Annotated in this window: 23 protein-coding genes; 11 read left to right on the plus strand and 12 right to left on the minus strand. The window is 70.2% G+C overall.

All coding sequences use genetic code 11. From position 1 onward, the window contains the following. Positions 1–105: 105 nt before the first annotated feature. Entirely contained in the window at positions 106–2,373 is a 2,268-nt protein-coding gene (locus IZR01_RS52980; protein ID WP_323746909.1) for a chitosanase, read from the minus strand. A 523-nt stretch (positions 2,374–2,896) separates the two neighbouring features. Here IZR01_RS52980 and IZR01_RS04630 point away from each other — a divergent pair. Then, on the plus strand, positions 2,897–5,713 hold the full coding sequence (locus IZR01_RS04630; RefSeq protein WP_194923019.1) for a ricin-type beta-trefoil lectin domain protein: 2,817 nt from the start codon (positions 2,897–2,899) through the stop codon (positions 5,711–5,713). A gap of 166 nt (positions 5,714–5,879) precedes the next feature. On the opposite strand, the gene IZR01_RS54060 is transcribed toward IZR01_RS04630, so the two are convergent. Then, positions 5,880–6,029: a cupin domain-containing protein gene (locus IZR01_RS54060; protein WP_369125473.1), complete on the minus strand. Its 150-nt coding sequence runs from the start codon at positions 6,027–6,029 to the stop codon at positions 5,880–5,882. A gap of 40 nt (positions 6,030–6,069) precedes the next feature. Continuing rightward, positions 6,070–6,870, minus strand: a complete 801-nt coding sequence (locus IZR01_RS04635) for an SDR family NAD(P)-dependent oxidoreductase (protein ID WP_194923004.1) — start codon at positions 6,868–6,870, stop codon at positions 6,070–6,072. Between the two features lie 102 nt (positions 6,871–6,972). Here IZR01_RS04635 and IZR01_RS04640 point away from each other — a divergent pair, with 102 nt between their 5' ends. From IZR01_RS04640 to IZR01_RS04650, 3 genes are all read left to right on the plus strand, one after another. Next, positions 6,973–7,812: a helix-turn-helix transcriptional regulator gene (locus IZR01_RS04640; protein WP_194923005.1), complete on the plus strand. Its 840-nt coding sequence runs from the start codon at positions 6,973–6,975 to the stop codon at positions 7,810–7,812. Positions 7,813–7,976: 164 nt separating this feature from the next. Next, positions 7,977–8,825: a DMT family transporter gene (locus IZR01_RS04645; protein WP_194923006.1), complete on the plus strand. Its 849-nt coding sequence runs from the start codon at positions 7,977–7,979 to the stop codon at positions 8,823–8,825. Positions 8,826–8,864: 39 nt separating this feature from the next. After that, a complete protein-coding gene (locus IZR01_RS04650) occupies positions 8,865–9,287 on the plus strand; it encodes a hypothetical protein (protein WP_194923007.1) in 423 nt (140 codons plus the stop codon). A 717-nt stretch (positions 9,288–10,004) separates the two neighbouring features. Here the strand turns inward: IZR01_RS04650 and IZR01_RS04655 are convergent. Further along, positions 10,005–10,781, minus strand: a complete 777-nt coding sequence (locus IZR01_RS04655; protein ID WP_194923008.1) for a VOC family protein — start codon at positions 10,779–10,781, stop codon at positions 10,005–10,007. Between the two features lie 169 nt (positions 10,782–10,950). Here IZR01_RS04655 and IZR01_RS04660 point away from each other — a divergent pair, with 169 nt between their 5' ends. From IZR01_RS04660 to IZR01_RS04670, 3 genes are all read left to right on the plus strand, one after another. Beyond that, complete coding sequence (locus tag IZR01_RS04660) at positions 10,951–12,411, plus strand: DUF3443 family protein (RefSeq protein WP_194923009.1); 1,461 nt, start codon at positions 10,951–10,953, stop codon at positions 12,409–12,411. A 468-nt stretch (positions 12,412–12,879) separates the two neighbouring features. Further along, the gene (locus IZR01_RS04665) at positions 12,880–13,878 is read left to right on the plus strand and encodes a ketopantoate reductase family protein (RefSeq protein ID WP_194923010.1); all 999 of its coding nucleotides are present in this window, start codon (positions 12,880–12,882) and stop codon (positions 13,876–13,878) included. 107 nt (positions 13,879–13,985) lie between these two features. Next, positions 13,986–15,119, plus strand: coding sequence for a lysylphosphatidylglycerol synthase transmembrane domain-containing protein (locus tag IZR01_RS04670; protein ID WP_194923011.1), 1,134 nt, complete (start codon positions 13,986–13,988; stop codon positions 15,117–15,119). A 122-nt stretch (positions 15,120–15,241) separates the two neighbouring features. On the opposite strand, the gene IZR01_RS04675 is transcribed toward IZR01_RS04670, so the two are convergent. The 6 genes from IZR01_RS04675 to IZR01_RS04695 all read right to left on the minus strand — a co-directional run bounded on the left by IZR01_RS04675 (position 15,242) and on the right by IZR01_RS04695 (position 21,711). Then, positions 15,242–16,987, minus strand: coding sequence for an ABC transporter ATP-binding protein (locus tag IZR01_RS04675; RefSeq protein WP_194923012.1), 1,746 nt, complete (start codon positions 16,985–16,987; stop codon positions 15,242–15,244). Further along, positions 16,984–17,973 carry an ABC transporter permease gene (locus IZR01_RS04680; RefSeq protein ID WP_194923013.1) on the minus strand — a complete coding sequence of 330 codons (990 nt, stop codon included), beginning with the start codon at positions 17,971–17,973 and terminating at the stop codon, positions 16,984–16,986. The genes IZR01_RS04675 and IZR01_RS04680 overlap by 4 nt, the downstream gene beginning before the upstream one ends. Next, a complete protein-coding gene (locus tag IZR01_RS04685; RefSeq protein WP_228558913.1) occupies positions 17,970–18,932 on the minus strand; it encodes an ABC transporter permease in 963 nt (320 codons plus the stop codon). The genes IZR01_RS04680 and IZR01_RS04685 overlap by 4 nt, the downstream gene beginning before the upstream one ends. A 10-nt stretch (positions 18,933–18,942) precedes the next feature. Next, positions 18,943–20,658, minus strand: coding sequence for an ABC transporter substrate-binding protein (locus IZR01_RS04690; RefSeq protein WP_194898543.1), 1,716 nt, complete (start codon positions 20,656–20,658; stop codon positions 18,943–18,945). Between the two features lie 172 nt (positions 20,659–20,830). Continuing rightward, the gene (locus IZR01_RS52985) at positions 20,831–20,926 is read right to left on the minus strand and encodes an Ms4533A family Cys-rich leader peptide (protein WP_323746664.1); all 96 of its coding nucleotides are present in this window, start codon (positions 20,924–20,926) and stop codon (positions 20,831–20,833) included. Between the two features lie 194 nt (positions 20,927–21,120). Further along, entirely contained in the window at positions 21,121–21,711 is a 591-nt protein-coding gene (locus tag IZR01_RS04695) for a TetR/AcrR family transcriptional regulator (RefSeq protein WP_194898544.1), read from the minus strand. 120 nt (positions 21,712–21,831) lie between these two features. Here IZR01_RS04695 and IZR01_RS04700 point away from each other — a divergent pair, with 120 nt between their 5' ends. After that, complete coding sequence (locus tag IZR01_RS04700; protein WP_228558914.1) at positions 21,832–22,563, plus strand: SDR family oxidoreductase; 732 nt, start codon at positions 21,832–21,834, stop codon at positions 22,561–22,563. A 2-nt stretch (positions 22,564–22,565) separates the two neighbouring features. On the opposite strand, the gene IZR01_RS04705 is transcribed toward IZR01_RS04700, so the two are convergent. Continuing rightward, complete coding sequence (locus IZR01_RS04705) at positions 22,566–23,132, minus strand: hypothetical protein (RefSeq protein WP_194923014.1); 567 nt, start codon at positions 23,130–23,132, stop codon at positions 22,566–22,568. Then, a complete protein-coding gene (locus IZR01_RS04710) occupies positions 23,129–23,767 on the minus strand; it encodes a TetR/AcrR family transcriptional regulator (RefSeq protein WP_323746911.1) in 639 nt (212 codons plus the stop codon). Before IZR01_RS04710 ends, IZR01_RS04705 begins: the two co-directional genes overlap by 4 nt. Positions 23,768–23,893: 126 nt before the next feature. Here IZR01_RS04710 and IZR01_RS04715 point away from each other — a divergent pair, with 126 nt between their 5' ends. The 3 genes from IZR01_RS04715 to IZR01_RS04725 all read left to right on the plus strand — a co-directional run bounded on the left by IZR01_RS04715 (position 23,894) and on the right by IZR01_RS04725 (position 25,888). Beyond that, positions 23,894–24,355: a cupin domain-containing protein gene (locus IZR01_RS04715; RefSeq protein WP_194898547.1), complete on the plus strand. Its 462-nt coding sequence runs from the start codon at positions 23,894–23,896 to the stop codon at positions 24,353–24,355. 109 nt (positions 24,356–24,464) lie between these two features. Next, positions 24,465–24,902: a MerR family transcriptional regulator gene (locus IZR01_RS04720; protein WP_194898548.1), complete on the plus strand. Its 438-nt coding sequence runs from the start codon at positions 24,465–24,467 to the stop codon at positions 24,900–24,902. Between the two features lie 17 nt (positions 24,903–24,919). After that, positions 24,920–25,888: an NAD-dependent epimerase/dehydratase family protein gene (locus IZR01_RS04725; protein WP_228558924.1), complete on the plus strand. Its 969-nt coding sequence runs from the start codon at positions 24,920–24,922 to the stop codon at positions 25,886–25,888. The last annotated feature ends 169 nt before the right edge of the window (positions 25,889–26,057 follow it).

Raw genomic sequence — 26,057 nt, forward strand, 5'->3', positions numbered from 1 at the left:
TCAGACCGGCTGCCCCGAGTGGGGGGCTGCCGGCCGGCACACCGGAACGGTGCGCCGACCGGCAGGGAGTGGCGGGCCGGTTCCGCCGCCCGATGGGAGACGGCGTCAGTCGGCGATGGTGTACGTGTCGCCGTCGGTCATCCAGGACAGTGGCGCGTTCAGGTTCAGGTTGCCCTTGTCGAGGAAGACCTGCTGCTCGGTGTCGATGCGACTGGTGTCATCGGGTGTGGCCTCGGCGAGCATCGCGGCCTTGCGGGCGTTGAGGAAGGCCTTGATATACGTCGCCTCGTCACCGCCTTGCGCGGGAGTGCGAGCCTGCTTCATGGCCGCGGCGCGGATCGCGGCGAAGCTGACCGGATCCGTTCCGGAGCCGTGCCTGACCATCGCGTCGAAGTAGGCGAACTGTCCCAGCGCGTGCAGGCCGTCGGCCTTGGCCTGGGTGACCGCGGGGTTGAAGTAGTCCCGGTCCATTTCGTCGTTCTGGGCTTGCTGGAACGCCGGGTCCAAAGCGGCGGTGTGCCAGGCGGAGGCGAAGTCCGGGTCCAGCCCGCGGTGTGAGCTGCTGCCCTTCACCGCGCGCAGTGCCGGCAGGTACCCGGCCAGCGCGTTGTGCGGAACCCGCTGGGTGTAGAGGTTCACCAGGTCGAGCAGGTCGCCGGAGCCGGAGCTGAATCCGGCGATCCCCGCGGTGTAGCCGCGGCCGTCGCTGATGTCCTCGATGTAGGCGTACTGCGCTTTCCAGTCCAGCGAGGAGTTCTGCGCGCTGGAGACCAGTTCCATCGCGGCCTCCTTCTTGCGCGGATCGGTCAGGTCGCTGGTGGAACTGCTCGGCGGGATCGGCGAGGCGTAGGTCGGGCCGGTCACCTGCGGAGTCGCCGGCAGGTTCGGCACCGGGTTCGCCGCTGCGTTGGCCGGCGCGTTCGCCGGCGGGGCGGCCAGGGCGGACGCCGGGCCGTATATCCCGAACTCATAGAGCGAGTAGCCGTAGGAGGTGCCGCGCTTGGTGCCGTACATGCGCACGTAGCGGCCGTGTCCGTTGACCGTCAGGTCCTCGTTTCCGCCGTGGCCACTGGTCGTGGAGTAGACGGTCGTCCAGGTCTTGTCGTCGTCAGAGGTCTGGATGGTGTAGGCCTTGCCGTACGCGGCCTCCCAGCTCAGTTTGACCTCGTTGATCGCCATGCTGCTGCCCAGATCGACGGAGATCCACTGCGGATCCGAGCCTTCCTTGCTGCCCCACCGGGTCGTCGCGTCACCGTCGACCGCGTTGGACGCCGGCAGTGACGAACTCTCCGTCGAGGACGCGGTGGCCGGCCGTCCCAGTGCGAGGTCGGTGCCGCCGGACGGCGGCGACGTCGACGAGGTCGGGGGCGAGCTCGGAGGGGTTGACGTGGTGCCGCCCTGGTCCCAGATGCCGGAGATGTCGGAGGCCGTGGCCGCGCTCCCCAGCGCCGGCAGGCCGTAGTCGTCTTCCAGCGTGCGCAGGAGCGAGTAGTGGTTGTAGTGGGTGCCGCTGCTGGCGCCCGGCTTCACGTGGGCGCCGACGATCATGGTGGCTATCTGGTTGTCGGAGTCGTCGCCGTCGTTCTCGTCCCAAGTCACGATCAGCAGGCTGTTGTGCGTCTTGGCCCACTGGGCGTAGCCGTCGATGTGGTCGTGCAGCCAGGTGTCGCCGGCCTTGACCGTCCCGTCGTGCATGTCGTCGTCGAGGTTCGGCGTCACGAACGACACGGTGGGCAGCTTGCTGAAGTCCGTCGGGAACTTGCTGAAGCGCAGATTCGAGCTGGCCGGGATGTCGGCGAAGTCGGCCCAGCTGTTGTGCTTGCGGGCGTACCCGCCACTGCCGTCGTCGCCGCAGTCCTTCGAGCCGTCGGCGGGCAGGCTCTCCGAATAGCCGACGAACGTGTGACCGTTGGTCAGCAGCTGGTTGCCGAGGTTGTCGGCGTTGAAGTTGTACGGGCAGTCGTCGGAGTCGACCCCGTGCAGGGAGCCGGAGAACAGCGCCACATAGTTGCCCTGGCTCGGGTGCGTCGTGCCGTGGAAGTTCGTGAACGACGCACCCTGCTTGATCAGGGAGTTGATGTATGGGGCGTTGCTGCTGCCGACGATGTCGTCGTAGTACTTGTTCTCCTCGGTGACCAGCACGACGTGGTCGTACACGGGCAGACCCGTGGCCGAGACCGACGCCGAGGCCGAGGACGGCCGGGCGGCGGCGGTCGACGCCACGCCGAGCGTGACCAGCACCAGGGCCGACCCGGCCGCGATGACGGCGCGCCGTTTCTTCGTTCCCAGCAGGGTATCCGCGGCGGACGAAGGGTCCGGAGCCAACGGTGGACGGGTGCGCCCGGGGCGCAAAAAGGCTTGCCGAAGTCGCATTTCGGTCTCCTTGAGGGCCACAGCCCCCGATGCGATGGGGAAACGGCCGGCGCGCGGCACGCATCGCCGCAAGCGCTGTCCGCAACGAGATGGCGGCATACGGCCGCGGGCAGCCGGGTCAGATTCCCTCTGAGCGTGTCCGGTTCGGAACTTCCACGCCAAGCCGCTGACGAGATACGTACATGCTCTGATAGGTGCTTGTCAATCGTTCGGCCCTCAACGATTCTCAGCACCGCGCCGAGTCCCCCTCAGACTCTTGACGCTGCTCAGGCCTGCTGGTATTCCTGTCGTTAGGGAGGTTTACCAGAAATCATGGAAGCGTGATCACCGGGAGGCACCGGGACAGATCGCGCGTTGAGGTTCGAAAACTTCCAAAGCTTCTTTCTCCGTATCCTGCGAACGGAGGGCAGCGCCGTAGGTCAGGAGTGCGCGGCCCACGCCGACACAGTCCTTGACGTGCGCGCCGGTGATGCGGTGGGGGCCGGGGCGGAGACGCCGGGGTGTCTGCGAAGAAGGGAAGATGATGACTTCGGTGCTTCCTCGAAGATTGCGCAGCCATGCCGCCCTCGGGTTGCTCGTGGCGCTGCTCGCCTCGTTGTGTTTTGTGATCGGAGCCCCGGCGGCCCCGGCGACCACTCCGACCGCGGCTGCCGCGGCGACCACGATCGCGGTCAATGGCGCTGGTACCGGACGTACCTTTGACGGGATCGGTGCGATCAGCGGCGGCGGGGGCAACTCGCGGTTGCTCATCGACTATCCGCCGGCTCAGCGTCAGCAGATTCTCGACTACTTGTTCGAGCCCGGATACGGTGCCGACTTGCAGATCCTCAAGGTTGAGATCGGGGGTGACACCAACTCCACCGATGGGGCGGAGCCGTCGATTGAGCACACTGCCGGCGCCGTCCAGTGCAATACCGGCTACGAGTTCTGGCTCATGCAGCAGGCCAAGGCTCTGAATCCGAATATCAAGCTGTATGGGCTGGCCTGGGGTGCGCCGGGGTGGATCGGCGGCGGCAATTTCTGGTCCACCGACACGATCAACTATCTGGTGTCGTGGCTCAACTGTGCCAAGGCGGACGGTCTGACGATCGACTATCTCGGTGGCTGGAATGAGCGCGGCTACAACATCGCCTGGTATGAGCAGCTGCGTTCGGCCTTGAATGCGGACGGCTACTCGGGTGTGCAGATCGTCGGCGCGGACTCGGACTGGTCGGTGGCCAACGACATCGACGCCGACCCCGCCTTCGCCAACGCGGTGCAGGTCATCGGGTCGCACTATCCGTGCCAGGGTGATGGCGGGCCGGCCTATTCGTGCTCGACCACCAGTCAGGCGACGTCTTCGGGCAAGCCGCTGTGGGCCTCGGAGAACGGGTCGCAGGACATGGATACCGGCGCGCCCGCGCTGATCCGCTCCATCGTCCGCGGCTACACCGACGCCCGCATGACGGCGTACCTCAACTGGCCGCTGATCGCCGCGATCACCCCGAATCTGCCGTATCCGACCGATGGGATGATGACCGCTGGTCAGCCCTGGTCGGGCAACTACTCGGTCGGGGAGAGTGCCTGGGCCACCGCGCAGGTCACCCAGTTCACCGCGCCCGGCTGGCAGTTCCTGGACTCCGGCTCGGGGTACCTGGGCGGCGCCGAGGGCAACGGCGCGTACGTCTCGTTGAAGTCCGACAACGGCAGCGACTACTCCACCGTCATCGAGACCACGACGGCCAGTGCGGCCCAAACCGTGAACGTCAACGTGTCCGGCGGCCTGTCGGCAGGCACCGTGCACGTCTGGAGCACCGACGTCAACGCGCCGAATCCGGCGACCGCGCTGATCCACAGCCAGGACATCACGCCGGCCAACGGCTCGTACTCGCTGACGGTCCAGCCGGGGTACATCTATACCCTGACCACCACGACCGGTCAGGGCAAGGGCACCGCGGTCAGCCCCGCCCCGGCGACGCTGGGCCTGCCGTACACCGACTCCTACGACCAGGACGCGACCGGCAGCGAGCCGCGGTATTTGCAGACGATGCAGGGCGCGTATCAGGTCGAGCCGTGCCTGGGCGGCCGCTCGGGGCAGTGCGTCCAGCAGCTGACCCCCACCAAGCCGATCGAGTGGCAGAGCGATTCCGACGCGTACGGCCTGATCGGCGACACGACCTGGTCGAACTACACGGTCTCCTCCGACGTGTACCTGAACCAGGCCGGTACCGCTGAGCTGTTCGGTCGGGCGAACAAGCAGGACCGGCCCCAGGCCGATCAGGCCGCCTACCTCTTCCGGGTCTCCGATTCCGGGGCGTGGTCGATCGACAGGAGTGACGCCGTCGGGTCCATCACGACGCTCGCGTCGGGCACCGTGGGCGCGCTGGGTACGGGCAGCTGGCACACCATCGCGTTGAACATGTGGGGCACCGCGCTCACCGGTTCGATCGACGGGACCAGCGTCGGCTCCGCCTCGGACGGCACCTACCAGACCGGCCAGGCCGGCCTCGGCGTCGTCGGTTACCAGACCGACCAGTTCGACAACCTCGCCGTCAACCCGCTCCCCGGCGGCTACGGCACGTACGGCACAGGTCCGGCCTCCTCCGCTCTGGCCGGGTTGTGCCTGGACAACGCCAACGGCTCGATCGCCAACGGCAACAAGGTCGACATCGGCAGCTGCGACAACTCCACCGGCCAGCAGTGGACGCCCTCGAACGGCATCATGAAGACCAACAGCGACATGTGCCTGGACGTCGTCGGTTCCGGTTCCACGGCCAACGGAAGCCTGGTCGACGTATGGTTCTGCAACGGCGGCCCGAACCAGGTCTGGATACCGCAGGCGAACGGTGAACTGCTCAACCCGCAGTCCGGCCGGTGCCTGGACGACCCGGCGCTGAGCACGACGCCGGGTACCCAACTCGACATCTGGGACTGTAACGACGGTGCGAATCAGAGGTGGGCGCTGCCCCCGATCGTCGGACCGGTCACCACCGCCGTCGACGCACTCTGCCTCGACGACGCCAACGACCTCACGACCGACGGCAACAAGGTCGACATCTACGGCTGCAACGACACCAACGCGCAACGGTGGCAGCAAGTCGGGACCGCGCTGATGAACAACGGCAAGTGTCTGGACGTCACCGGCTCCGGCGCCACCGCCAACGGCACCCCGGTCGAGCTGTACACCTGTGACAACGGCGCCAACCAGGTCTGGACGCCGCAGGCGAACGGCGAACTGCTCAACCCGCAGTCCGGCCGGTGCCTGGACGACCCGGGATTCAGCACGACGCCGGGTACCCAACTCCAGATATACGACTGCAACGACGGTGCTAATCAGCAGTGGGCGCTGCCCGCCGCCTGAGGCTTCAAGCCGCGACGCCTGACGCGTCGAGCCCCGCAGCCTGAGCCTTCAAGACCCGCTGGCTGAGGCTCCAAGCCCAGCTCCCGCTACCCTGTCCCGTCTGCTCCTCGTCAGCCACCCGGCTGCGGGAGCAGACGGGACTCATGCTCGATCGGCTACCGCGTCGTCATGTGCCGTACTGCGTCGTCTCAGGGCGCTCGATCATCAAAACGTGCGCGGGGCTCTCAGCAACTGGCCGATGCCGCACCCCTGTGGGCACGACGAAGAGATCGCCGGTGCTGAGTGTGACCGGGCTCTGCCCCTCGATTTCGACGATCCTTACATTGAAGGCGAGCCCTTCGGCGCCGGGTCGTCGGTCACGCCGGCCGGGTCGCGGTGATGCCGCCGTCGACGTACAGGGTGGTGCCGTGAATCATGCGGGCCTCGTTTGATGCGAGGAAGGCGACGGCGTGGGCGATGTCCGCGGGGCTGACGGGGCAGCCGGCCGGGGTTCCGGCCGCCAGCTGCTCGATGATCGCCAGCGCGTGCTCGTTCCCCGGGGTCGGGGTCACCCCCGGCGCGACGGCGTTGACCCGGACGCCGTGCGGTCCGAACTCGGCCGCCCAGGAACGGGTCATCTGCTCGTCGGCCGCCTTGGTCGCGGTGTAGAGGGCCGCGTACGGGCTGCCCACGGTGGCCATCCACGATCCGATCGTCACGATCACGCCGGTGCGCCGGTCCGCCATCGCCGGGGCCAGTTCGGCCACCAGGATGTGCGGGGCTCGGATGTTGACGGCGAGCATCGCGTCCAGATCCTCGTCCGGCAGGTCGGCTGTGGCCGTGGCCGGGTAGAGGCCGGCGTTGTTCACCAGGATGTCGACCCGGCCGTTCGCCGCGGCGGCCGCGCGGGCGGCGAAGTCCCGGACCGTGTTCGCGCTGGATGCCAGATCGGCGGCGACGAAGTCGGCCTTGCCGCCGTCGGCGCGGATCTCCCGCACCACCGCTGTGCCGCGGGACTCGTCGCGTCCGCTGACGATCACGTGCGCGCCGCGGGCCGCCAGCAGACGGGCGGTGGCGCGGCCGATGCCGCTCGTCGCCCCCGTGACGATCGCGGCCTGGCCTTGGAACGGGTGCGTGGCAACCGGGAACGGGGATTCTGTCTTCGGTGTCGTGGTCATGAGTTCATTGCACCGGCGGCTACGGGCTCGCCACCAGGGCGAACGCAACCTAGGCACGCTGTGACCAGGCACGCCGCCGGACGTGGGACCTACCATGAGGGCATGGAACGGGATCAGTCGGCTTTTGGTGCTTTCCTGCGGGCCCGCCGGGACCGGATGACCCCCGCGCAGGCGGGGATCACCGCGCTGCCGGGTCCGCGCCGCGTACCGGGTCTGCGCCGGGAAGAGATGGCCATGCTGGCCTCGATGAGCACCGATCATTACAGCCGGCTGGAGCAGGGCAGGCAGGCGGCCGTATCGGAATCGGTGCTCAAGGCGCTGACACGGGCGTTGCGTCTGGATGAGACGGAAGCCGCGCACCTGCGCGACCTCGCGGCGCCGTCCGGCCGGAAGCGCCGTCCGGCGATGGCGGCGCAGCGCGCCGATCCGGGACTTCTGCGGGTGGCCACGGTGTTGGACCACGTTCCGGTGCTGCTCCTCGGCCAGCGCGGCGAAGTCCTCGCGCGCAACGCGCTGCTCCAGGCGGTACTGGGCGACCCGATGCCGCCCGGCTCGTCGTTCACCGACTATCTGTTCCGCGAACCGCTGGCGCGGGAGCGGATCGTCAACTGGGCCGACTTCGCCGCGAGTTCCGTCGCGGCCATGCGTATGGAGCTGGGCAGGCATCCCGACGACCAGCGCCTCGTGGCCGACGTCGAGTGGCTGCGCCGCACCGATCCGGATGTGGCCCGCTGGTGGGACGACCACACGGTGCGCGACTACGCCTCGGTCCGCAAGCAGATCACGCATCCCCAGGCGGGCCTGCTCGACTTCAACATCGAGGTGATCACCGCGCCGCATGTCCCGGACCAGTATCTGGTGATCTACACGGTGGAACCGGACTCGGCGGCCGCACGGGCCCTGCCCTTCCTGGCCAGTTGGGTAACCGCATCGACGCCCTGACTCCCGTCACACCCCGGTGGAATGTGAGGACAGAGAGCGCAATGAGCGCCTGCGGATAGATATGTCTATCGGTATTGGATTCTGGCTGTCGCTGGTCAGGCTGCACCCTGAGCCAGGGCGTGTCCTGTATCGGCGTCGCGGGGGCAACCGCCATGCTGTGACATATGTCTATTGCGGTGTCGGTGACGGCTGCGCTCCTGGCCGCCGTGGCCTTTGCCGTCGCGGCTGTGATTCAGCAGGCTGCCGCTTCGGATGTGCCGGCGTCGGAGTCTTTGCGGCCGGGGTTGTTCCTCTCGCTGGTGCGTCGCCCGGCGTGGGTCGCGGGGGCCGCGCTTGACGTCGCCTCGTTCGGGATTCAGGGGGTGGCGCTGGCGTTCGGGCCGTTGGTGCTGGTGATGCCGCTGGCTTCGACCGACTTGTTGTTCGCGCTGCCGTTGCTGGCGTGGCGGCGGGGTCAACGGCTGAATCGGGCCGAGGTGGTGGGGGCGGCTTGTACGGCTGGTGGGATGGCCGCGTTCCTGGTGGCGCTGCCGTCCACGGCCGGGGCCGGGCTGCCGGGGTTGGCGGATTGGGTGCCGGCGCTGATCGGGGTCGCGGCGGTGGTGGCCGGCTTGCTCGCGGTGGGGATTCGGATGTCCGGCAATGTGCGGACGGCGTTGTACGCGGCGGCGGCCGGGGCGTTGTTGGCGCTGCTCGACGCGGTGACGAAGAGTGTGGCGGATCTGTTCCGTCACGATGGGCTGGGGGCGTTGGGGCACTGGGAGCCCTACGCGCTGATCGTCGTCGGGTGCACCGGGCTGATCCTGGTGCAGAGCGCGTACCAGGCCGGATCGCTGGCGGTCAGCCTGCCGATCATCGACACCGTCGAGCCGGTGGGGTCGGTGGTGATGGGGGCCGTGGTGTTCGAGGAGCCGTTGGCGACGTCGTGGGCCTTGGTCGGGCAAGTCGCGGCCGGGATGCTCGCGGTCGCCGGGATCGTGATCCTCAGCAGGTCGCCGCTGGTGCGGGAATAACATTGAGGGAAACGTCATCGATGGGGAGTAGGGATCGACGTGGCATCGGATATCGACGATCTGGTCCGGCAGGTCGAGTTCCCGGATGACTACGACCAGGCCTCCGAGGCGCTCATCGAGCTGGTGAGCCTGGATCCGGGCACCGGCGCGCGGGTGGCGTTGAGGGTCCTCCAGGACGACATCGGCGACGTGTTCCTGCGCGGATTCGCCTTCGACCTGCTGTATCGGGCCGATCAGGCGGCGGCCGTAGAGCTCATCGAGCAGAGCGCGAGTACCTGCGAGCCGCACGTCTTCGCCGAGATGCTGACGGAGGTCGCGGCGGACGAGGCGCTGGCGGCGGACTCGGATGAGGTGCGGCGAGCTGTCGCGTCCTTGCGGTCGGCGCTCAAGGCTCGAACGGCCGGCGATCTGGAGGAGATCAGCGGCAGCGTCGACATGTTCTTCGAGGCTTACGGACGCTGAGCGGTTCGATAGGCGCCGCCTAAGGACTCAGCTGGTCGTAGGGCTGCATTGAAGAGTGACAGTCCATCCTCCGACGCCACCTGGCACGTCGACCTGCTGAGTGGCACAAGTCAGGGAGGTGGCGCCAGCTTGCAGGTCGGCGGAAATCCGAAAAGTTCCCGGTTTGACCCACAGCACCGCTGTATCTCCTTCGGAGAAGCCGGTGGAGCGGGGATCACCACCGTGCGTCAGATCGGTGACGACCACCGAGCCGCCTAGTGCCGTGCTATAGCCGCCGACGGCTATGGTCAGGTCGACCATGCCTGGTGCGGGCGAGTCAGCGTCGGAGGATGAGTCAGCGTCGGAGGATGACGCGGCGCCGGAGGACGATGCGGTGGAGGATGACGCGGTGGAGGATGAAGCGGGTACGCCGGGTGCTGACAGTCCACCCGAGCTGTTGGTGATGCCTATGGTGCCTGCTGAGGAGCATCCGGCGGTTATCGCCGCCGCTACCCGCGGCCACACGTAGGCGCCGCGCACGTTGGACGTGAACCTGGGCTTGCTATGACGCAGAATCCTGTCCATCGGACTTCCTTATTCAGACGGCGCGTTGACGCAACGCGTGCCGGAGTCTAGGTAGCCATGCTCGGGACCGGTCCTGGGCTCCAGCCTTGACAGCGCGGGTGGTGTCATTGGGCGGCGTGTGGTGGATCTTGGCGCTTGCGTCGTAGAAGGCTTCTAAGCCGCCGCAACCTCTTCATCGTCCCCCTGGAACAGCGCGAAAACCGCCCCCTGCGGGTCGCGCAGCGTCGCGAAGTGCCCGGTGCCGGGCAGATGAAAGGGCTCGGTCAGAGTCTGGGCTCCGAGTTCGGCCGCGTGTTGGGCCTTGGCAGCGGCATCCTCCGCGCGGAAGTACGGCAGCCAGTGCGCGGGTGTGTTCTCGGGGGTGCCGCCGGCGTTCATGTCCTGGATGCCGCCGAAGTGGTGGTCGCCGATGCTCAGGTGCGGGTAGGGGTCGGCGCTGATGGACCAGCCGAACAGGGACTGGTAGAAGGCGGTCGCTGTGGGGACGTCGCGGGTGGCCAGTTCCACCCAGCACGCCGCGCCGGGCTCGTCCCACCGGCCGAAGCCGTGGAAGGCGCGGGGCTGCCAGATGCTGAACATGGCGCCGGTGGGGTCGCGCAGGACTGAGAAGCGGCCGCTGTCGAAGATGTCCATGGGCGCCATGACCACGGTGCCGCCCTCGTCGGCGGCGCGCGCCGCGACGTCGTCGCTGTCCAGGACGGCGAAGGAGACGGTCCACGCCACCGGTTGGCCCGGGGCGTAGAGGGGTGACAGGGCTGCTGTCGGGGCGTCGTCCAGGGCGGCGGTGGTGTAGCCGCCGGCTTCGGCGCGCGGGTCGGTCGTGAAGGTCCAGCCGAGCAGGGAGCCGTAGAACTGGCTGGATCTCGGCACGTCGGAGGTGCCCAGCTCGACCCAGCACGGGGCGCTGATGACGGCTTCGGTCGGCTTCACGGGACGGCCTCCTCGCCGGTGCTGCGCTTGCCCCCGCCGGCCACGTTTCCACCTCGCGCGGGCGGGCGCGAGCGGAATCGGCCATCCGTTCATCCGTTCAGCGCAAGCGATTCGTGTCTGAGGGCACTGATCGCCCAAAGTGGGGCCCGACTTCGGCAATCTCGGGCGGATGGATCTGACCTTGGCCACACGGTTCTCGGCAACGGCGGCGGCGATCGGGCTGGTCGGCGGGGCGTTCGTGGCGTTACCGGCGGGCGTCGCGGCGGCGACCGCGCCCGCGGCTCACCCGGCCGCGCGTCCAGGCGGGCATCCGGCCCAGCGCCCGGCCGCCTTCGCCGCGCCAAAGGCCGCCGAGGGGGCGGTCCCGGCCGGGTCCATCCCCTTCTCGGTCGCCGATCCGGACACGGCGCCGCGGCCGGTGGTGACCGTCGAGATCGGCGGGGTGCAGCTGCTGTTGCTGCTGGACACCGGCTCCACCGGCATCCGCGTGGTGGCCGACAAGATCCCGTCCAGCGCGGTGGCGGTCACCGGGGCGGCGCGCGCTTACGGCTACGGCAGCGGCATCCAGCTGCACGGCGACCAGGCGAACGCCGACGTGGTCCTGGCCGGTTACCACACCGGTCCGCTGCCGATCGAGCTGGTCCGCTCCACTGACTGCTTCGCCGACAAGCCGGACTGCCCGGCCGCGCACGGGGTCAAGCCCGCGATGTTCGGGGGAGTGCTCGACGGGATCATGGGGGTCAGCCCCGAGGAGATCTCCGGCCTGGTCAACCCGCTGTGGGGGGTGCAGGACCCGGCTGGGAACCACATCGGGCGGCAGTTCGCGGTGCGGTACGACCCGGCGCAGGTCAGCGGCGAGATCCTGCTGAACGTGCCCGCCGCCGGCTACGGCCTGGCGCAGCTGCCCCGGACGCCCCCGCTCAACCACAAGCGCTCCCGCCCGGCGAGCGCGGCGAACCCGGCGAAGCCGCCGTCCTGGAACCCGCGCGCCGTCCAGACCTGCGTCGAGGGCACCGGCCTGGCGAAGACCTGCGGCCCGGCGATGTTCGACTCCGGCACCCCCGAGTTCGCGCTCAACGTGCCCGGCGCCCCGGCCGCGACCTGGCCCGCCGGGCGTTCCCTGACCGTCGGCGTCCCGGCGGCCCGCTGGTCTGCCACCTACAGCACCGGCGCCGGGACCGGCGTCACCGTGGCCGACGCGCCCTCGACCGACACCTCCGGCACCCTGATCGGGCTTCCGGCGTTCGCCCAGGGGCCGATCCGCTTCGACCTCGCCGCCGGTACGGTCGGCTTCCCGGTGCCCGGCGCGTCGGCGGGTGCGGTGCCCGCGCCGCAGCAGCGCGGCCTGGTCCAGGCGGCCCCGGCCTCCGCGGCTCCAGCGGCCGTCGCCGCAGTGCAGCATGCTGCGACGACACAGCACCCGGCGGCGCCCCACACGAAGACCACGAAGGTCGCCAAGCGGCAGCCATCCAGCCAGCCGTTCCACAAGACCGGCAAGAAGGCGCGCAGCCTGCCCGACACCGGCGTCCCGCTGTCGGCGGCCCTCGGCGCGGTCACCGCGTTGACCGCCCTGCTGGCCGGTATCGGCACCGTCCTGGCGGCCCGCCGCCGCCCCGACCACGAGGCCTGATCTGTACAGATTGGCCCGCACAGCTAGACCTTGACCTGCACAGCTTGGCCTGCACAGCTTGACCCGCACACGTCAGCTAGTCATCCGACGCTAACCCGCCGACGTCCGGTTGATGGATCCTATGATGATCTGGACGGCACCCGAACAGCGACCACTTGTGACCGTCGCAGAGCTCGGTGGGCAGGGCGTGACGAACCGCGGCGGTAGGTGACGCCGGGGCGGCGACGGCGGCCGCCGCGCTGACGGCGGTCAGTGGGACCAGCGAAACGACAATGGCGCAGTTGAACGCCAGGCGTGCGGCCCTGCGGGGTCTAATGAGAACCTTCATGACGTCCAGGGTCGCGATCCGCACCGACGAATGCCGCATCCGTTGCGCCGAATGGATGGCGGCTTCGGCGTGTCGGGGATGATCGCGTGCCCAGGCTCGTTCGGCGTTGCAGGACAAGTTTCCTTCAGGAGGAGTGCGGCATGCGGATTCTCGTCGTCGGAGCCGGGGCCACCGGCGGGTATTTCGGCGGGCGGCTGGCTCAGGCCGGGCGGGACGTGACGTTCCTGGTCCGCCCGGGCCGGGCCCGAAAGCTGCGCGAGCGCGGCCTGCGCATCGTCGGGCTCGGCGAGCAGACGGTGCTGGAGCCCAAGCTGGTCACCGCCGATGCCCTAACGGGCCCCTATGACCTGGTGCTGTTCACGGTGAAGGAGTCCGGGCTGCTCGGAGCGGTGGCGGACATGGCGCCCGCCGTCGGCCCGGACACCCTGATCGTTCCGGTGCTCAACGGTATGCGGCAGATCGATGTGCTGGTCGAGCGGTTCGGCGAGGCCGCCGTGCTCGGCGGCATCGCCTACGTCATGACCACGATCGATGCCGAGGGCGACATCCTGCGCCTGGACGGCATGCACCGGCTCGTCTACGGCCGGCGGGACGGCAGCGTCGACGAGCGGGTCTCGGCGGTGCACGCCGCGCTGTCCGACGCCGGGTTCGACACCGCGCTGTCCGAGCGGATCCTGTCGGGCATGTGGGCGAAGTGGACGTTCATCGCCACGCTCGGTGCGGTGTGCGTGCTCGGCGACGGGAGCGTCGCCGAGGTGGCGGCGGTCGCCGGCGGCCAGGCCCTGGCCTTGGCGGTGCTCGCGGAGGGCGCGTCGGTCGCGGCGGCGGCCGGGCATCCGGTGTCGGAGAAGGAGCTCGAACTTGTTCGCGGCATGCTGACGACGGCCGGGAACGACGGCACGTCCTCGCTGTTCCGCGACCTGAGCGCCGGGCTGCCGGTCGAGGCCGAGCAGATCTTCGGCGACCTGGTGGCCTCGGCCGAGGCGCTGGGCGTCGCGGTGCCCTTGATGGCGGCGGTCGCGGTCCGGCTGCGGGTGCACAACGCACGGCTGGACGCTGCACGGCTGGACGCTGAGCGGCTGGACACTGAGCAACTGGACACTGAGCAACTGGACGACGTGCGGGTGGCCGGCGCGTAAGGGCTTTGTGTTCGTTCGCTGTGGCCGGGCGGAGTATCGACGCATAGATATGCGTGACCAGTTAGCCTCCTCGGTATAGGGGCGCTCGGATCCGGGCGGAGGGGGTCGTGGTGGGCAAGCTTGGTGACGGCGGTTTCGGTGTCGGAAGGCGTGCCGGAAAACCTGGCGGCTGCAAGCTCGGTGTCCGGGGGCGGCGGGCCGTCGCGATCCTGATGCCGGTGGCGGTGTGCGTCGCGGCGTTCGGGTACGGGCTGCCGAAGCTGGCTTCCTACCACGGAGTGCTGGGGACTTTTCGTGACCTGACTTCCGGGTGGGCGATCCTGGTCCTGGCGGCGGCCGCGGTGAACCTGCTCCTGAACTGGCTGTTCATCGCGGCGGCGATTCCGGGGCTGCCATTGCGGCGAGCCGCCGCGGTGAACCTGGCCTCGACGGCCGTGGCCAACACGGTCCCGGCCGGCGGCGCGGTGTCGGTCGGGGTAAGTTGGCGGATGCTGTCGAGTTGGGGGCTGAGCAAGCGCTCGTTCGCCGTCTACACCGGGGTCACCGGGCTGTGGAGCACGCTGGCCAAGTTGGCCACGCCCGCCGTCGTGGTGCTGGTGTTGGCCGCGACCGGTCGGCTGACCGCCGGGACCGGCGCCGTCGCCACGCTGTGTCTGGGCGCGCTGGTCTGCGCGGCCGTGTTCGTCGTCAGCGCGGTGCTGGTGCGCCGGTCGCTGCGCGACGAGCGGGCGGCCGACGCGGTCGGACGGGGCGCGCAGCGGTGGGCCGACCGGCTCTTCCGGGTCCTGCGCCGCACCGCGCCGACCACGATCGCCGCGGCCGTGGTGCGGTTCCGGAACGACGCCGTGGACCTGCTCCGCGCCCGCAGCCGGCGGCTCACGCTGGCCACCATCGGCAACGACCTGGGCTGGCTCCTGGTGTTCCAGACCAGCCTGCTGGCCTGCGGGGTGCCGCAGTCGGAGGTGCCGTGGAGCCGGTGCCTGGCCGGGTACGCGCTGGCCCGGGTGCTGGCCGTGCTGCCGGTGACGCCGGGCGGGGTCGGCGTGATCGAGTGGGGGCTGGCGGGCTACCTGGCGGCCGGGCTCGACACGGCGGGGAAGGCGCAGGTCACCGCCGCCGTGTTCCTGGCCAGGGGGCTGACATACGCGCTGCCGATCGTGTTGGGGGCGCTGGCTTACGCCGGGTGGCGGTTGCGGCGGCGGCCCGAGCCCGTAGCCCGCTCGCAGCAGGCTGCTGAATGAATAGCACCGAATAGCACCGAATAGCACGGAATAGAACCGAATAGGATCTCGCGATCCGCCCGACCGCCCTGGATCTCTCAGCCGGCCGCCCCTCAGACCGCCGACCCTCAGCCGGCCGCCCCTCAGACCGCCGCCGCCAGCGCCTCCCGGCGTCGGGCCCGCTGCGTGCGGGCGGCGACCGGGTCGACGATCGGCACCGCGTTGAGCAGCGTGCGCGTGTACTCGTGCCGCGGGGCGTCGAAGAGCGTCGCGGTGTCGGCGAGCTCGACGATCTTCCCGGCCCGCATCACCGCCACGCGGTCGGCGACCTGCCGGACGACGGCCAGGTCGTGCGCCACGAACACGACGGTGAGTCCGTACTCCTCCTGGACGTCGCGGAGCAGGTTCAGGATCACGGCCTGGGTCGAGACGTCGAGCGAGGCGACCGGCTCGTCGCAGACCAGCAGCTTCGGGCGCGGGGCCAGGGCGCGGGCGATGCCGACGCGTTGGCGCATGCCGCCGGAGAACTCGTGCGGGAACCGGTCGTAGGAGTCGGGGTCGAGGCCGACTTCGGTCATGAGGCCGTGGACGGTGGTGCGGATCTCAGCGTCCGTCAACCCGCCGGCGATCCGCAGCGGGTCGGCGATGGTCTCGCCGACCGAGCGCCGGGGGTTCAGGGACGAGAGCGGGTCCTGGAAGACCATCTGGAGGTCGTGGCGCAGGGGTCGGAGCCGGCGCTCGGGGAGTGCGGAGATGTCGGTTCCGGCGAAGACGACCCGGCCCGCCGACGGTTCCAGGAGCCGCACGAGCATGCGCGCGAGGGTGGTCTTGCCGCTGCCGCTCTCGCCGACCAGGCCGAGGGTCTCGCCGGCGCGCAGGTCGAGGGTGACGCCGTCCACCGCGCGGACGGGTTCGGTGCGGCGGGCGAGCAGGCCGCCGCGGCGGTAGTGCTTGGTGACGGCTTCGATGTGGGCCAGCACCTCAGGCTCGGCAGAAGAGCCGTCGGTAGTCGCTTCTCGTTGCACCAAAGGCGAATCCAGCCGAGGCATCGCCGCCAGCAGCCCCTGCGTATAAGGCTCCCGCGGTGCCAGCAAGACCTGCTCGGCCGAACCCGCCTCGACCGCCGAGCCCTCGTGCATCACCACCACGTCGTCCGCGGTCCCGGCCACCACGCCGAGGTCGTGGCTGATCAGCACCAGGGCCATGCCGGTCTCGGCCCGTACCTCGTCGAGCAGGTCCAGGATCTGCGCCTGGACCGTCACGTCCAGGGCCGTCGTCGGCTCGTCCGCGACCAGCACCCGCGGCCGGCAGGCCAGCGCCATGGCGATCAGCGCGCGCTGGCGCATGCCGCCGGAGAACTCATGCGGGTGGGCCCGGTAGCGGCGCGCGGCGTCGGGGATGCGCACCTGCTCCAGCACCTCGATCGCGCGCGCCCGCGCTTGCGCCCGCGAGGCCTTCGTGTGGACCCGGTACACCTCGGAGATCTGATCGCCGATGGTGTGGAAGGGGTCCAGCGCGGTCAGCGGGTCCTGGAACACCATCGCGATCTGTGACGCGCGCAGCCGGCGCACCGCGGCCTCCGGGGCGGTGACCAGGTCCACGCCGTCCACCAGCACCTGGCCCGACACCCGCGCGGACGTGCCACGGTGCAGGCCCAGCAGGGACAGCGCGGTGGCGCTCTTGCCCGAGCCGGACTGGCCGACGATGCCCAGTGCCGAGCCCGCCGAGACCGCGAAGCTCAGGTCGCGGACCGCGTGCACCACCGAGCCGCCGCGGATCGGGAAGTCGATGCTCAGGCCCTTGACTTCGAGCACCGCGCCGGACCCGGCGCTCGCCCCGGGCTCCGCGCCCGCCCCGGGCTCCGCACCGGTATCCGATATCGCGCTCATGCCAGCTCCACTCGAGGATCAATAGCCGCATACAGAATGTCGGCCAGCGCGTTGGCCAGCACATAGACCGCGCCGGCGGTCAGCGTCACGCCGACGATCACCGGCAGGTCGGTGCTCCCGACCGCCTGCACCAGCGCCTGGCCGATGCCCGGCAGGCCGAACATGGTCTCGGTGAGCACCGCCGAGGTCATGATCCCGGCCAGGTCGATCGCGGCCATCGTCACCAGCGGGGTCAGCGCCCCGCGCAGCACGTGCCCGGTGATGATCCGGCGCTGGCTCAGGCCGTAGGCGCGCGCGGTGCGGACGTGGTCCTCGCTGAGCGTTTCCAGCATCTGGGCCCGCGTCATCCGCGCGTACGCCGCGGCCTGGACCAGGGCCAGCGCGATCCACGGCAGCAGCAGGTTCTGGGCCCAGCCGGCCGGGTCCTGGGTCAGCGGCACGTAGGTCGGGAACGGCAGCCACTGCAAGTCGGAGCAGAACACGATGAGCAGTATCAGCGCGACCAGGAACACCGGCATGGCGTAGCCGACCAGCACCACCACGTTGAGCCCGCGGTCCAGCCAGCGTCGGCGGCTGAGCACCGTCACCAGCCCGGCGCCGATGCCCAGCAGCAGCGACAGCGCCATCGCGCCGAGCGCCAGGGACGCCGAGACCGGCAGCGTGCTGCCCAGGATGGTGGTCACCGGCTGGTCGGTCTCGAAGGAGTAGCCCAGGCACGGCGCCGGGCAGTGCCGCACCGACGGACCCGAGGAGTAGTCGTGCCCGAAGAAGATCGCGTGCAGGAACGACAGGTACTGGTCCACCAGCGGCTTGTCCAGGCCCATCGAGGACTTCACGACCGCGAGCCGGTCCGGCGTGCAGCCCTTGCCGCACGCCAGCAGCGCCGGGTCGGAGGGGCCGGCGTAGAAGAGCCCGTAGACGATCGCCGACAGTGCCAGCAGCACCACGGCCGCGCCGATCACCCGGCGGATCAGGTAGCCGATCACGCGGCCACCTCGGTGTTCCGCGGGTCCAGCGTCCGCCGCACGCCGTCGGCGAGCAGGGTGAACGCCAGCAGCGTCAGGAACAGCGCGCCGCCGGGGACCAGCACATACATCACGTCCGGCCGGAACCAGGTGGTGCCGGCGGACAGCATCTGGCCCCAGGACGGCGTCGGCGGCCGTACCCCGACGCCCAGGAACGACAGCCCGGCCTCGGCGATCATGTTGGCCGGCACCAGGAGCGCGGCGTAGGTGATGACCGGGGTCACCAGGCCGGGCAGGATCTCGCGGCGGGCCACGCGCAGCGGCGGCGCGCCGGAGAGCTTGGCCGCGGCCACGTAGTCCCGGGTGCGCAGGGACAGCGTCTGGCCGCGCGCCAGCCGGGCCGTGGCGCCCCAGCCGAGCAGCGCGATGACCACGGCCAGCACCAGCGGCCGCGGGACCGAGCCCGGCACGATCGCCATCAGCCCGATCGCGAACAGCACCGAGGGGAAGGCCAGCGTCAGGTCGGTCAGCCGGCTCAGGGCGGAGTCGAGGAACCGCCCGCCGAGCCCGGCGGCGATGCCGACGGACACGCCGATCAGGACCTGGAGCGCCGTGGCGCCGAGCGCGACGCCCAGGGAGATCCGGGCGCCGTAGACGAGCCGGGCGAACAGGTCGCGGCCGGTCTGCGGCTCGACCCCGAGCCAGTGGCCGGCGCTGACGCCGCCGAGCGAGCCCAGCGGGGTGCCGCCGGAGGCCGAGTCGACCAACTCAGGGTGCTGAGTGGTCGTGTCCTGGCCCTCCAGCGCGGTCAGCAGCGGGGCGAAGACCGCGACCAGCACCATCAAGGTGATGATGACCATGCCGGTCGCGGCGGCCTTGTCCTGGCGCAGCCGGCGCCAGGTGGCGCCGCGCGCGTGTGGGGGCGAGGACGGGTCGGGTCCCGGCTGGGGACCCGACAGCGCCTCGACGGTGAGCGTCAACGCCGCGGCCCTACTTGACCGAGACCCGGGCCAGGTCGTACTGGCCGCGCCAGCCGTCCGGCACCGCGTCCTTGACGTTCTTGCCGAACAGCGAGACGTCCTTCTCGTAGAACAGCGGCACGGTCAGCGCCTGCTGCCCGAGCTTGGCGTCCAGCGCGCCCCAGCGGGCCTGGGCCTGGGCCGGGTCGGTGATGGCGTTGATCGCGTCGATCTCGGCGTTCACGCTCGGGTCGTTCAACTGCGCCAGGTTGAAGTTGCCGCCGCTGGTGATGATCTCCCGGCCGTCGAAGATCGGGATCAGGAACGGCGCGCCGGAGGGCCAGTCGGCGCCCCAGTACTGGAGTGACATGCCGGGCTCGGTGCTGGGCTTGCCGGTCACGTCGGTGTAGCTGTTGTCGTCGATCGGGTCCAGGTTCACGGTGATGCCGGCGGCCTTGAGCGCGTCCTGGACCGCGGTGGCCAGCTTCGGGCCGAAGTTGTTGGCGTCGTCGGACTGGTGGGCCAGCGTGACCGTCAGGCCGTTGGGATAGCCGGCCTGGGCCAGCAGCTCCTTGGCCTTGGCCGCGTTGCCCGTCGGACCGGCCGGGAAGTAGTCGTAGGGCTGGTAGCCCAGGGCCTTCTGGGGCGGCAGGAAGGTGGTCGAGGCGCCGGCCACGGCGGTGCCGCCGGCGGCGTTGACGGCCGTGGTGCGGTCGATCGCGTAGGAGATCGCCTCGCGGACCCGGATGTCGTCGAACGGCTTCACCTTGGGGTCGAAGGCGATGTAGGTGGTCGCCGGGAACTCACCGTGCGCCACCCGCTTGGCCAGCGCCGGGTTGCTGTTCAGCTGCGCCAGCTGGTCCGGGCCGATGGTGGTGTCGGTGGTGACGGCGTTCGCGTCCTGGCCGGTGCCGGTCGCGATGCGCTGGTTGATGACCGCCGGGTCCAGGCCCGAGGTGACGTCGATCTTGTCCGGGCAGGCGTAGCGCAGCGGGTCGGTGGCGGCCGACCAGTGCGGGTTGCGCACCAGGTCCAGGGTCTTGTTCTTCTCATAGCTGGCGACCATGTAAGGGCCCGAGGAGATCGGGTGCTTGTCGTAGTCCACGCCGGTGTCCTTGGCCTTGGGCACCGGGGCGAACTGGGTGGCGGTGGCCAGCAGGGGGAAGTCGCCCTCGGGCTTGCGCAGGTGGAAGATGATGGTCTTGGGATCCGGGGTCTCGATCGCGGCGATGCCGTCCGGGTCCTTATAAGGGCCCTGGTAGTTGGCCGCGTTCACCAGCCAGTCCCGCAGGTACGGGGCGCCGCCGGGCAGCTCCGGGGCGAACGAGCGCTCGATGCCGTACTTGATGTCCGCCGAGGTGATCGGCGTGCCGTCCTCGAAGAAGATGCCGTCCTTGAGGTGGTACGTCCAGGTCTGCGCGTTGTCGCTGGGCGTGCCCAGGTCGGTGGCCAGGTCCGGCGCCGGCTTGGTGCCGTCCTGCCCGGGCTCCCGGTTGCGGGTGGTCAGGGTGCGGAACAGCAGCGAGGGGATGTTGCCGCCGCCGGAGGTGTAGATCCGCGCCGGGTCCAGCTTGCTGATGCTGTCCTGGTTCAGGACCTCCAGCGTGCCGCCCTGGCAGGTCTTGGGATCGAACGCGGCGGCGGTGCCGGAGCCGCCGGAGGAGGAGTGTCCCGACGACGACGAGCACGCGGCCGTCCCGGCGAGGACCAGCGCCAGGGCAGCCGAGACGACGGATATTCTCCGCATGGGAAGACCTCTCGGATGAGGGGGGAGACGTGGGGCAGCGGCGCGGGCCCGGGGAAGGCGCGCACTGACGGGAACGCTTGGTGTGGGGGATCCGCGACGAATGCGGAGGGGAACCGGCGAAACGGTTGCCGGTGAAGGCTCCGGCTCGCGGCTGCTACCGGTTGAGTGCTGCTTAACGGCTACAGAGAATGTCCGCGACGCAGTGGTTCGTCACCGCGAGCAGGGCGCGCTCGAGGAACGCCATGCGGGTCGCGATGATCGAGGACATGTCTAGAAAATAGGTCGGGATTCCAGGGACGGTCAAACCGGTTCGGTATATGGACAAGAGCTTGACGTGATCGTTACCCGAGGGTGCTCTGGCCGAGATTATTCGGCCTTGGGCGGCTAAGGACATGATGCGAATATGCCCTCGCGGTATCAGGATCATGCGATTTAGCTCAATGTCACCGCGGGAATGACAAGTCAGGGTTCTGTGACGGTCCGCCGGGCGATCGGTTCCAGGGCCGTGGTCAGTTCGGTCGCGGCCTCGCGCACGTAGACGGGGAAGTCGGCGCCGTCCGGCTCCTCGGTCCAGCGCGCGAACGCCGCCTGGAACACCGCGACGCCGACGTCGGCGAGCAGGCGGGCGGCGGTGTCGGAGGCGCCGCGGGCGCGCAGGACTTCGGCCACGGCGTCGACGACGGCCGCGAGTTTGGTGCGCTCTCGCTCCTTGAGTTCGGCGCTGCCGGCGACGATGCGGCGGCGTTCGGGGGAGCGGGGCACGTTCTTGGCCAGCAGGGTGCCGGTGTCGGCGAGGCCGGTGATCAGGGCCTCGGCCGGGGTCAGTGCCGGGTCGGTGGCCTGGACCGCCTTGGCGATGACCGTGGGGAGCCGGTCCGAGCCGGCGAACAGGACGTCGCGCTTGTCGGCGAAGTAGCGGGAGAAGGTGCGGCGGGTCAGGCCGGCGTGGTCGGTGATGTCGGTGACCGTGACGTTCTCGTAGCCGCGTTCCAGGAACAGGGCCAGCGCGGATTCACGGAGGCGGTCCTCGGCTCTCGGGTCCCAGCGCGGCATGGTGCGATTCTAGCAGTGATGGCGCAGTGAGACATCAGGCGCTAGGGTGATGTCTCAGTGGGACATCACGAAGTGCTGGGCCGCCCGTCGCGGCGACCCCTTTGATCAGGAGGACGAACCATGACATCGACTATGGCTTTGACCGGGCAACGCGTCGTCGTCATCGGCGGCAGTTCGGGCATGGGGCTGGCGACGGCGCAGGCCGCGGCGCGCGCCGGTGCGGCCGTGACGATCGCGTCGAGCGACAAGGGGCGCCTGGACAAGGCGCTCGCGCAGATCCCCGAGGGCGCCGACGGGGTCGTGACCGACACCAGGGACGAGGACTCCGTCGCGGCGCTGTTCGAGCACGTCGGCAACCTGGACCATCTCGTCTACACGGCCGGCGACGCGGTGGCGCCGAAGGCGCTCGTCGACACGCCGCTGGCCGATGCACGCCAGCGGATGGACGTGCGGTTCTGGGGCTTCGTCGCGGCGGTCGGGCACGCGGCGCCGCGGATGAGCCCGAACGGCTCGATCTCGGTGACCTCCGGCACGGTCGGCGTCCGCCCGGCGCCCGGCTTCGCGCTGGGGGCGGCCGGCGTGGGCGCGACCGAGGGCCTGGCGCGTGGGCTCGCGCTGGAGCTGGCGCCGATCCGGGTGAACGTGGTGCGGGCCGGCGCCGTGCGGACGCCGATGTGGGAGGCGCTGCCCGAGCAGCAGCGCGAGGCGTTGTTCGCGACGATGGCGAAGCGGACGCTGACCGGGGCGATCGGGGAGGCGGAGCAGATCGCTGCGACGCATCTCTACCTGATGCAGAACGGGTTTGTGACCGGCACCGTCATCACCGTCGATGGCGGTGCGCTGCTGACTTGACCCTAGGCGGAGAACCCGCCGGGCTGATCAGCGGGCTGATCGTATGAGCCCGCCGGCGCTTGCGGCGGGGTTTCCGGCTGGGACTTCCGCTTGCCGCCGGAACTCCCGCCGGAACCCCCGCCGCCGAAGCCGCCGATGTCGCCGCCGCCGAGGAACAGGAACACCAGCAGCGCGATGACCAGCGCCGCCGCGCCGAGCACGAGTGCGCCGCACAGGGCCGCGATCGGCACGCCGACGAAGAGGGTGAGCCAGTGCTTGGCGAAGGGCCGGGCCAGGGCGATGCTGCCGATCGCGAACACGGCCGCACCGCCGACGAGGATGGCGATACCCGCCTTGGCGTGCAGGGATTGGTGCCACGCGAGCTTGACCGTGGCCACCGTGATCAGCCCGCCGACGTCCTGGTGCTTCGCCTTGGTCCACACATAGGCCGCGGGCCCGCCGACACCGGCGAGTTGCAGGACCAGACCCGCGAAGATCCACCAGCCGCGGTGCGCGGTTGGTGGGATATGTCCGGGTATGTGGGATAGTGTTCCGTTGTTGAGCTCTGTTTTCGCCGCCCCCGCAGTCATGCCGGTGAAGGTACCACCGGCGCGGCCCTCAACGGCGCCGCCGTGGGTGCCAGCCCGGCGACATAGACGTCGATGACGCGGCGGGCGGCGGTGTTCCAGTCCGCGACGTGCGGCAGTTGTTCGGTCAGCAGGGCCCCGAAGATCACCAGATCGCCGGCGGTGACGTCGGCGCGCAGGCTGCCGTCCCGCACCCCGGCTTGCAGCAGGGCCCTGAGTTGCGCGTGGACCGCGGCTTGGACGGCGGCGGTCCGCTCGTCCAGGGCCGGCGGGCCGCCGCGCAGGGGCATGACCAGATCGCCGCCGTGCTCCACGGTCCGGTCCAGGAAGCGGCGGACGGCTTCGGCCCCGGGCTCCTCGGAGTCGGCGTTCGTCTCGGCGGCCTGGGTGGCTGCCGCCAGGACCAGCTCGAAGGAGCGGTGGGTCAGGGCACTGAGTAGCGCTTCGCGGGAGGGGAAGTGGCGGTAGACGGTGCCCACGCCGACCCCGGCGTCGGCCGCGATGGTGGCCATCGGCACCGCGATCCCCTCGCGGCGGACCGCGGTCGCCGCCGCGGCGAGCACCCGGTCCCGGTTGTCGGCCGCGTCCCGGCGCGGGCCGCGCTGCCTGGTCTTTTCGCCGGTTTCCGCCTTCGTCACGCCCCCGATCATGACACCTCAACGACCCGGACGGCCGCTGTTGACCCCCCACTTAAGCGGACGATATCTTCCGTTTAAGCGATCAAGGACGCCCGCCCCGGGGTCCCGCACCGAACGGAGCCGGCGATGAGCATGGCCTACCTGGCACAACCCGACCAGCAACAACAGCTCGAATGGCTTCAGGGCAGCACCATCACGATGCTCCTGGACGGCCAGGCCACCGACGGCCAGCTGATGATGGGCCGGTTCCAGGCCGCCGAGGGCGAGGCCCCGCCCTTCCACCTGCACACCCGCGAAGATGAGATATTCCTGCTGATCAAGGGCACCGCGCTGGTCTGGTTCGACGACGAGGAGTACGAGCTGGCCGAGGGCGGCGTCGCCTATCTGCCGCGCAACCACCCGCACGGCTACCGCATCACCTCCAAGAGCGCCGACCTGCTGGTGGTCAACACCCCGGCCGGGATCGAGGGGATGTTCCGGGCCATCGGCCGCGACATGAGCACGCCGCGTCCGGAGGGCTTCGAGGTGAAGCCGAACCCGGCGGTCAACAAGGAGTACGGCAGCGTGATCGTGGGGCCGCCGCGCTGAGCTGGAGCACTTCCGGCCCACTACAAGTGGGCACCGCCGGCCCCCCGAACGCCCCACTCGGGCGGCCGGTCTTTGACTTCAAGCGCTTGAAGTGTGTTCAGCTGCCTTCATGACGGCTTACACCATCCAGGAGGTCTCCAGGCGAAGCGGCCTGACCGAGCCGACCCTCCGCTACTACGAGGAAGTCGGGCTGGTCGGACCGATCGATCGGGACGAGCGCAGCGGCCACCGCCGCTACGGCGCCGACGACGTCGAGACCGTCGAGGTCCTGACCTGTCTGCGGGCCGTGGGCCTGGGCATCGACGAGATGCGCAGGTATCTGGCCAACCGCCGGATCGGCCGCGAGCGGGCCGGGGAGCAGCGCGATCTGCTCCTGCGGCACGCCGAGCGGGTCGAGGCCGAGATCCTCGCGCACCAGGCGCGGCTCGGCTACCTGCGGGAGAAGGCTGCCCTGTGGGACGCCCGGGACCGGGGTGACGCCGTCGCCGAAGCCGAGTGCAGTGCGCGGCTGGTGGCCGTGATCGAGCGTTTGGAGGCAGTGCTGTGAGTACGAGGAATCCTGTTCTGGTGACCGGTGGATCCGGGTTCGTGGGCAGTCAGTTGGTCGCCGCGTTGTTGCGCGACGGCCAAGAGGTGCGGGCGACTGTGCGTTCGCGGAGCCGGGAGGCCTCGCTGCGCGAGGCGGTCCGCCGGGGCGGTGCCGACGACGCCGGCCTGGAAGTGGTGACCGCGGAGCTGATGGCCGACGAGTGCTGGAAGGACGCGATGGCCGGCGTCGAGGACGTCTACCACGTGGCGTCCCCGATCCCGTTGACGCAGCAGCCCGACGACCCGGACGAGCTGATCGTCCCGGCCCGGGAGGGCACGCTGCGGGTGCTGCGCGCGGCCCGGGACGCCGGCGCGCGGCGGGTGGTGCTCACGTCGTCGTTCGCCGCCGTCGGCTACACGCCCAAGCCCGGCGCGGAGTTCACCGAAGCCGACTGGACCGACCCCGACACCCCCGGCCTGCCGCCGTATCCGAAGTCGAAGGCGATCGCCGAGCGCGCGGCCTGGGACCTGATGGCGGCCGACGGCGGCGACACCGAGCTGGTGACCGTCAACCCGACGGCCATCTTCGGACCCGCGCTCAGCACGGCCGTGGCGTCCACGACGCAGCTGATCAAGGCCATGCTCGACGGCACCATGCCGATCGCGCCCCGGGCCCGCTTCGGCGTGGCCGACGTACGCGACGTGGCCGACCTGCACCTGCGGGCGATGGCCGCGCCGCAGGCCGCGGGCAAGCGCTACCTGGCGGTGTCGGACGGCCCGACCCTGAGCTACGTGGAGGTGGCCGCGATCCTGCGGCGCCGCCTCGGCGACCTCGCGGCGCTCGCCCCGACCACCGAGGCCGACGGCCCGGACCTGCCGCGGCCGATCATCCACAACGACCGGGCTCGCGCCGAGCTCGGGTGGCGTCCGCGGCCGGCGGAGACGGCGGTCGTGGAGGGGGCGGAGAGCTTGCGCGATCTGGGGTTGCTGGCCCCGAGGGGCTGAGGAACCGAGTGGGCGGCTGACGCCGCGACGGTTGTGGTGGCTCCGGTGACGACCGTTTTTCTGTTGTCGCCGGAGCCTTTTGTTATGAGCGGAGTCGGTGGGTTGGGGCCTGTTGTTCGGGGGCGGATCTTTTTTGGGGTGCTGGGGTTTGCGGGGCGGGTCACGGTTG

The sequence above is a fragment of the Catenulispora pinisilvae genome (assembly GCF_015356865.1).
In the GTDB taxonomy this organism is placed as follows: domain Bacteria; phylum Actinomycetota; class Actinomycetes; order Streptomycetales; family Catenulisporaceae; genus Catenulispora; species Catenulispora pinisilvae.

Coding starts and splice junctions, on each gene's coding strand:
- IZR01_RS52980 (WP_323746909.1), bottom strand. CDS start 2,373: ATGCGACTTCGGCAAGCCTTTTTGCGCCCCGGGCGCACCCGTCCACCG.
- IZR01_RS04675 (WP_194923012.1), bottom strand. CDS start 16,987: ATGAGCGCGATATCGGATACCGGTGCGGAGCCCGGGGCGGGCGCGGAG.
- IZR01_RS04700 (WP_228558914.1), top strand. CDS start 21,832: ATGACATCGACTATGGCTTTGACCGGGCAACGCGTCGTCGTCATCGGC.
- IZR01_RS04695 (WP_194898544.1), bottom strand. CDS start 21,711: ATGCCGCGCTGGGACCCGAGAGCCGAGGACCGCCTCCGTGAATCCGCG.
- IZR01_RS04635 (WP_194923004.1), bottom strand. CDS start 6,870: ATGACCACGACACCGAAGACAGAATCCCCGTTCCCGGTTGCCACGCAC.
- IZR01_RS04665 (WP_194923010.1), top strand. CDS start 12,880: ATGCGGATTCTCGTCGTCGGAGCCGGGGCCACCGGCGGGTATTTCGGC.
- IZR01_RS04690 (WP_194898543.1), bottom strand. CDS start 20,658: ATGCGGAGAATATCCGTCGTCTCGGCTGCCCTGGCGCTGGTCCTCGCC.
- IZR01_RS04630 (WP_194923019.1), top strand. CDS start 2,897: ATGACTTCGGTGCTTCCTCGAAGATTGCGCAGCCATGCCGCCCTCGGG.
- IZR01_RS04645 (WP_194923006.1), top strand. CDS start 7,977: ATGTCTATTGCGGTGTCGGTGACGGCTGCGCTCCTGGCCGCCGTGGCC.
- IZR01_RS04660 (WP_194923009.1), top strand. CDS start 10,951: ATGGATCTGACCTTGGCCACACGGTTCTCGGCAACGGCGGCGGCGATC.
- IZR01_RS52985 (WP_323746664.1), bottom strand. CDS start 20,926: ATGTCCTCGATCATCGCGACCCGCATGGCGTTCCTCGAGCGCGCCCTG.
- IZR01_RS04720 (WP_194898548.1), top strand. CDS start 24,465: ATGACGGCTTACACCATCCAGGAGGTCTCCAGGCGAAGCGGCCTGACC.
- IZR01_RS04715 (WP_194898547.1), top strand. CDS start 23,894: ATGAGCATGGCCTACCTGGCACAACCCGACCAGCAACAACAGCTCGAA.
- IZR01_RS04705 (WP_194923014.1), bottom strand. CDS start 23,132: ATGACTGCGGGGGCGGCGAAAACAGAGCTCAACAACGGAACACTATCC.
- IZR01_RS04640 (WP_194923005.1), top strand. CDS start 6,973: ATGGAACGGGATCAGTCGGCTTTTGGTGCTTTCCTGCGGGCCCGCCGG.